The following is a 6,363-nucleotide window of genomic DNA, read 5'->3' on the forward strand; positions in this document are numbered from 1 at the left end:
TCATCCGCTGCTGCGCGACCTTGCTCGCGGCATCACGCGGCGGTCCCCTCTTCACTGTCGATGACTGTCCCATCGGCTGTTCCTCCTTCCCGAAAATAGCACGGAAAGAAGGTTAAGTGGACATGCAAAGGATATTCGCCATGGCAGAGAAGCACCTTCGCCGCCGCGCCGTTGAAGAACTCACTGGCCTAAGCCGCAGCACGATCTACGATCTAATGAGCAAGGGGCAGTTTCCGCGCCCCGTGAAGCTGACCGGTAGGGCCGTCGCATGGCCAGAAAGCGCGCTAGTCGCGTGGCTCGATAGCCGCCAATCCACCGCCGCATAACCAAACCGCCACCCATCGGGAACGAGGGCGGCGGCGGTATTGGCTTGGCGGTATCAGCACCCCAAACATATAGCGTTCAGCGCCCGGCCCGCAATCAGAGAGGCCGACACATGGCACTTTTTACGATTCACCCGGAGGGCTCGAAGCCTTTCAAGGCTCACATCAAGGGGCGCGAGCTCTGGGCGCTGGATCGCCTGGTTCAAGCAGGTGGCAAGGGCTGCACCCCCATCACTGAACCCGCGCCGCGATGGAGCGCGTATGTCCACAAGCTGCGCAAGATGGGCATTCCCATCGAGACCCGCCACGAAAAACATGGTGGCCCATTTCCCGGGACCCACGCAAAGTATATTCTTAAAGCCCGCGTGGCGAAGGGTGACGCGGCATGATGGCCCTCCGTCTCTCCTTCCTGTGCCAGCGCTACGGCATCGATGCCGAGCGCGCCGCGATGCTAGCCGCCTTCATCTGGGGGGCTGGCCATGAGTGATGCCCGCTCCCTCACGCTCGCGCTGCCCAAGGGCAAATGGCATGGCCGCTATGGTCTAGCCTGCTGCCCTGCTCACGGCGACAAGCACCCGTCTCTGACCCTTGCAGATGCCCCCTCCGGGCGTCTGCTGCTCTCCTGCAAGGCAGGATGCAGCTTTGACGCGGTGCGCGCTGCTCTCCAGGCACGCGGCCTGCTGGGGCATCATCAAGTGCCCCAGCTACCAGACCCCGCCGAGATTGCCCGTCGCGAAGCCGAAGAAAGGGCGCAAGCCGAACGGGCCGAGCGGAAGGCGGTTGCGTGTTGGCGCGAGGCGCAGCCGATCAACGGCACCATCGCGGAAACCTACCTGCGGAGCCGGGGCATCACCTGCGCCCTGCCCGATAGCCTGCGCTTCCATCCCGAATGCTGGCATCCATCTGCCAAGCGCCTGCCCGCGATGGTCGCGTTGATCGAGGGCCTCCCGCGACTGGCCGTGCATCGCACCTATCTTCGACCGGACGGCAAAGGCAAAGCTGACGCCGAGCCTACCAAGGCGATGCTGGGTGCCGCTGCTGGCGGCGCTGTGCGAGTCGCTGAGGCGCAGGGGCCGCTTGTGGTGGCAGAGGGCATAGAAACCGCCTTGAGCCTCTGTAGCGGGCTGCTGGGGCGTCGTGCGACGGTCTGGGCCACACTCTCTGCGCCGGGCATGGCTGCGCTTCGCCTTCCAAGCAATCCGCACCGTCTGACCATCGCCAGCGATAGCGACGACAAGGGCGCGGGGCTGAGCGCCGCCCACAAGCTGGCCGAGCGCGCTGTTGCTCTTGGCTGGACCGTCAGCCTGCTTCCTGCGCCGCAAGGCATGGACTGGAACGACATTCTGATGATGAAAGGGGCGAGCGCATGAACGCCATGCCGGAACCCATCCCGTTTAAGCTCCAATGGCCCGATGCCGACCTCCGGTTTCTTCGCCCGCATCTACCCGAGCCGCCCAAGCTGCCACTGTCCGAAGTGTTGACGCCATGCGCCGCAGAATGGATTTCCGCGACCGCCGAAGGAGCGGGGGCACCTCCCGATTACGTGTTGGCCGCGTTGCTCACGGTGACCGGCGCAACGATGGGCAATGCCCGCTGGGTCTCGCCCTGGAAAGGCTGGGCCGAGCCGCCCCTTATCTGGTCCATGTGCATCGGCAATCCGAGCGCCGGGAAGTCACCGGCCATTGACGCCGTCTTGGCCCCCCTTCGGCGCGCTGAGCGCCCGCTACGGCAGGCGGCAGAAGCAGAGATGGCTGCATGGGAAAAGCGTGTGAAGCTCGCAAAGCTGGCTCAAGAAATGTGGGATAAGAAAGCTCGCGCGGCGCTGGACAAAGGCAACCCGCCGCCTCCCCTCCCGAAGGAAGTCGACGCTGGACCCGCCCCCCATATTCCCCGTCTCGTCGTGAATGACGGCACGGTCGAGCGGCTGGGGGTTATCGCCCAGGCGCAACCCAAGGGCTTCCTGCAAATGCGCGACGAGCTGGCGGGCTGGCTGCTGACAATGGAAGCGCGCAACGGCGGGTCCGACCGTGCCTTCTGGCTGGAAGCCTATGGCGGGCGCAGCTTCACGGTGGAACGCTTGGGTCGCCCACCCCTGACCGTTGGGAGGCTGGCCATAGGGGCGCTTGGGGGCATCCAGCCCGACCGGCTCAACGATTTGCTGACCAAGGCGAGCGATGACGGCTTGCTTGCCCGGTTCCTGCCGATCTGGCCCGGACGCGTCCCGGTCAAGCAGCCTGAGCGGTTCGCATCCGATGCCGTCGCAGATGCCGCCATGGAGCGGCTGACGGCAATGCAGATGCCCTTGTCCGAGGATGGCGAGCCGCGTCCTTGGTTCGTCCCTTTCGGCTCCGACGCGCAGGCCATGATGAACGACTGGCGCGCAACCTGCGCTGAATGGGAATCCGGGGTCGACGGGCTCCTGCTATCCTTCATTGGCAAGCTGCCGGGTTTGGCTGCGCGGCTGTCGCTGGTGCTTGCCGCTATCGGTCACGCCTTCGATGGCGAGCCAGATCCGGTGCAGCGGCCTATTGGCCAAGCTGAATTGGGCCGCGCCTGCCATTTCATCGAAAGCTATGCATTGCCGATGGCCCGGCGCGCTTACGGCGCTGCAAGCCTGCCGCAATCAGAACGTGCTGCAAGGCGGCTGGTTGGATTGATCGGGGAAAAGGGATGGGAACGGTTCACCGCCCGCGAAGTGCGCCGGATGCAACGAGCCGGGCTTGCCGGGATGGCAGAAATCAATTCGGCGCTGTCCGTCTTGGAGGAGGCCGACCTGATCCGCGCTGTGACCGATGCCGCTGCGCCGAGCGGCGGACGACCGCAAAGGCTGTTCTTGGTGAACCCGGCCATCCATGGGGGCAAGGTATGACGCGCTGGTTGCAGGCCGCGCGTTCGGCCCAAATGACAAAAGCCAAAATTGACACAACTGACGAAACCTCCCTTTCCCCTGCAAAAGCGGTGGCTGGCCCTACGGATGGCGGGGTTTTGTCAGTGCAGACTTCCGAGGTTTTGTCAGTGCCGAGCCGACCAGACGGGCAGGTTTCGTCAGTTATGTCAGTTCCGTCAGTTATGTCAGTTCCGTCAGATGGGGTTACGGGCGGGTCTGCTACCGCCCGCGCTGCCCCTTCACTCGCCCTCCACACCCTACCCGGGCGCAATGCCGCCCGCCTGCCAACCCATCCGCCGTTCTGCGCCATCTGCGGGCGACAGGATTGGACCGTCGCCATGACGGACCGGAAAGGCCGCAAGCTGCATGTCTCGTGCTGGAAGGCTGAGTGAGGCAAGGAATGATTGAGGCAACGCCTCCCATTGCACCGGTTCTTACCGGTGAAAGGCGGCAAGCGGCTGAGGCTGTCTGCCGCATCGGTGTAGCGCCCGCGCTCGCACTCGGCCCATTTTTTAACGGTGAAAAACGGTGGCCACGGGTCAAAAGCTACCTCGCCCTTCGTGGCGACAACCATGGAGATGAATGATGGCTGACGGACAGAAACAACTGCGCTCAAAGCCCGAGAAGGTCGACAAAGCGGAGACCTCGGAAGACTTGGCACCAACAGCCGACCCCAAGCCGCCATCCGTGCCCAAGCGAAAGCAGCCGACGATGGATATCGAGTGGCAAGAGGGTGGAGTGGTCAAGGTAGTCATTGATGGCGATTTCGGGCGCATCGAGAAGGCCGCAGGCAATACTGCCGTTCATAACGGTCTCCTTGGGCAAATCTCAGTCTTGGGCTCGCCGGGCGCGAAAGCAGGCGCGGCGGCATCCAACTTCGCCCTGGGCTTCGTGGACAGCATGGAACCGCAGGGCGCGACCGAGGCGCTATTGCTGGCGCAGATGGCCGCTATCGATCAGGCCACGATGACGATGGCACGGCGACTGAACCACACGTCGGCCATCCACCAACAGGACGCAGCCGAGCGGGCCCTGAACAAGCTGGCACGGACCTACACCGCCCAGGTCGAGGCGCTGAAGCGGTATCGATCAAAGGGCCAGCAGTTGGTGCGCGTCGAGCGCGTCACGGTAGAGAGCGGCGGACAGGCTGTCGTCGGCAACGTCTCGCATGGGGGAGGGGTGAATGGCAAAAGCTGACACTTACCCCATGCACAGTTCCCCGCGCTGCACTGCGAAATCAAAGCGGTCAGGGGTGCGCTGCTGCAATCCTGCCGTGAGGGGCTGGACCGTCTGCCGGATGCATGGCGCACGGTCCGGCGCGAAGCCGGGGGCAGAGCATCCGAACTTTCGTCATGGGATGCAGACGAAAGAGGCTATGGCAATGCGAAAGAAGGTGATGGGTTTGGTGCGCGAGAGCCGCGCTGCGCTCCAAGGTGTGGACAATCCGTGAGTTGGTGGAGCGTGCTTAGCTCTCTGCACGCACAAATGCCTCAATTGCGGCCAGGACATCTTGGTGCTTGACCGCAAACCACTCGTACCCGAATCCACCCTCAATGCGACGCTCTCTAAATGCGCGATGTAGGAAACTTTCAAGCGCCACTTCCGTGTCTGTCTTTGCGATTATACGTAAGACTGGGTAACCCGGATTTCCTGTCGAGTATTGTCCAAGAATGCGCCTGAGAACTTCACCGCTTCCGCTGAGGTGATGTCTGCCAATTTTCGTGCAGTTGTCGCCAAGAGAATCCAAGCGTGAGTCGGTGTAAACGTAGACGGCCTTTGCGCCCTCCCCCAATATTATCGCCTGCCTGACAATGTCTTTGGCTCGAACAGAGAGCGCGCGGTTCCCGCCAAACTCCGTTTCGATGGCCGCTGCCACTTCAAGTTCCATCCCGTTTTCGGTCCAATGCGTCAGGGTGCCGTCGTCCGACATCTTGACCACTTTACCCTTCGCAAATCCGTTGCGGAATAGTGTCCAAATAGCAGCTTCTCGGATGTCGCCAGACCAGCCTTTGCCATTATCGAAAGAAACAGATTCACCCATCCGGCCAGCATATCGGGAAATGGCTTCTGAGAATGAGCGAGGTGCCATGCCGCCAACCACATCAGAGATAACCATAGGCGCTACGAGCCGTTGATACGGTCGCATCAATCGGATGACGTCGGATGTCTTCATTGCTTCGCCTTCAGTGCTATACCCGTACCCGCAGCAACCTGCCCGCAGTCGAGAAATTGGACGCCCTCTGCTTCTAAGACTTTGCGGATAGCCTCGGCGGTAGAAAGCTGGAGGCCGCTCTTACCAGTTTCAAAGCGGCTAATCGTGGTGAACGAAACTCCCGCCATTTCCCCTAGTTCGCGAACCCCTAGTCCGAGACCGGCGCGAGCCATTTTCACTTGCTCAGGCGTCATTTGCTAACCTTGTTGCTGTTTGTGCTAACAGGGTTATTGACTAAGCGCTAACCCTGTTACATACATATAACACAGTAAGCGTTTCTGCTAGGGGTTGCCGATATGACCTACGACCGCGCCGCCATCTTCCGCATTGCTTGGGCCGCAGCCAAGTCGCGTCCCGCCTATCATCGCGCTCAGGATTGGACGCCCGGCCCGAACTATGGCCGCTCGCGTCCCGTCACCGCAGCCGAACGCCGCGCCATCTTCGCCGCATGCCTGCGTCAGCAATGGGCCTGCGCCCAGTCGGCCATGAAGCATCGCCGCGCTGCTCTGGCAGCATTCCCGGTACCGCGCCCGGTCTCTGAACTGGAAGACTTGCTGTTCGCGCTCGACTGCACCGACTTCCAGCGCGCCCGCGACACCTTTGCCATCGCTGCATTGCGCCAGGAACTCGACGCGGCCCGACTGCTGGCCGCGTGAAACTTCGTCCCGCCTCCACACAGGAAAGGAAATCGAAATGGAAACGTTCGTTCAAGAGAAGCAAGGCGGGCGCATCAACCGCCGCGCCATTCTGAAACTCGCGCCCGCCGCTCTGGCTGTCGGCGCAGTGCCGATCTACGCGAAGCCGATCCTAGAAGACCCGGTAATCCTCCCCGTTTTAACGGGGCGCAGAAGTAGACCTCAGGCAGCCATTTTCAGTTTCTGGGCGGGTGTGATGCCGCCGATGCCCATGTTGGGGCGCTCGTTGTTGTAAGTCCATAGCCA

The 6,363-nt window shown here is 62.2% G+C and carries 9 protein-coding genes; 7 read left to right on the forward strand and 2 right to left on the reverse strand.

Features of this window, described 5'->3' with window-relative positions; all coding sequences use genetic code 11:
* Positions 1–140 precede the first annotated feature (140 nt).
* The 5 genes from ESZ60_RS20095 to ESZ60_RS20115 all read left to right on the forward strand — a co-directional run bounded on the left by ESZ60_RS20095 (position 141) and on the right by ESZ60_RS20115 (position 4,407).
* Positions 141–326: a helix-turn-helix transcriptional regulator gene (locus tag ESZ60_RS20095; RefSeq protein WP_134682435.1), complete on the forward strand. Its 186-nt coding sequence runs from the start codon at positions 141–143 to the stop codon at positions 324–326.
* Positions 327–436: 110 nt separating this feature from the next.
* Positions 437–712: a winged helix domain-containing protein gene (locus tag ESZ60_RS20100; protein ID WP_134682436.1), complete on the forward strand. Its 276-nt coding sequence runs from the start codon at positions 437–439 to the stop codon at positions 710–712.
* 90 nt (positions 713–802) lie between these two features.
* A complete protein-coding gene (locus ESZ60_RS20105; RefSeq protein WP_134682437.1) occupies positions 803–1,693 on the forward strand; it encodes a DUF7146 domain-containing protein in 891 nt (296 codons plus the stop codon).
* Entirely contained in the window at positions 1,690–3,192 is a 1,503-nt protein-coding gene (locus ESZ60_RS20110) for a DUF3987 domain-containing protein (RefSeq protein ID WP_134682438.1), read from the forward strand. Before ESZ60_RS20105 ends, ESZ60_RS20110 begins: the two co-directional genes overlap by 4 nt.
* A 600-nt stretch (positions 3,193–3,792) precedes the next feature.
* On the forward strand, positions 3,793–4,407 hold the full coding sequence (locus tag ESZ60_RS20115; protein ID WP_134682439.1) for a hypothetical protein: 615 nt from the start codon (positions 3,793–3,795) through the stop codon (positions 4,405–4,407).
* A gap of 268 nt (positions 4,408–4,675) precedes the next feature.
* Here ESZ60_RS20115 and ESZ60_RS20125 read toward each other — a convergent pair whose 3' ends face one another.
* A complete protein-coding gene (locus ESZ60_RS20125; protein WP_134682440.1) occupies positions 4,676–5,383 on the reverse strand; it encodes a GIY-YIG nuclease family protein in 708 nt (235 codons plus the stop codon).
* The gene (locus ESZ60_RS20130) at positions 5,380–5,616 is read right to left on the reverse strand and encodes a helix-turn-helix domain-containing protein (RefSeq protein WP_134682441.1); all 237 of its coding nucleotides are present in this window, start codon (positions 5,614–5,616) and stop codon (positions 5,380–5,382) included. The genes ESZ60_RS20125 and ESZ60_RS20130 overlap by 4 nt, the downstream gene beginning before the upstream one ends.
* Before the next feature lie 102 nt (positions 5,617–5,718).
* Here ESZ60_RS20130 and ESZ60_RS20135 point away from each other — a divergent pair, with 102 nt between their 5' ends.
* Together ESZ60_RS20135 and ESZ60_RS21215 are read left to right on the forward strand one after the other, a co-directional pair.
* On the forward strand, positions 5,719–6,078 hold the full coding sequence (locus tag ESZ60_RS20135) for a hypothetical protein (RefSeq protein WP_134682442.1): 360 nt from the start codon (positions 5,719–5,721) through the stop codon (positions 6,076–6,078).
* 37 nt (positions 6,079–6,115) lie between these two features.
* Positions 6,116–6,352, forward strand: coding sequence for a hypothetical protein (locus tag ESZ60_RS21215; protein WP_134682443.1), 237 nt, complete (start codon positions 6,116–6,118; stop codon positions 6,350–6,352).
* Positions 6,353–6,363 lie beyond the last annotated feature (11 nt).

The sequence above is a fragment of the Paracoccus ravus genome (assembly GCF_004522175.1).
Lineage (GTDB): Bacteria > Pseudomonadota > Alphaproteobacteria > Rhodobacterales > Rhodobacteraceae > Paracoccus > Paracoccus ravus.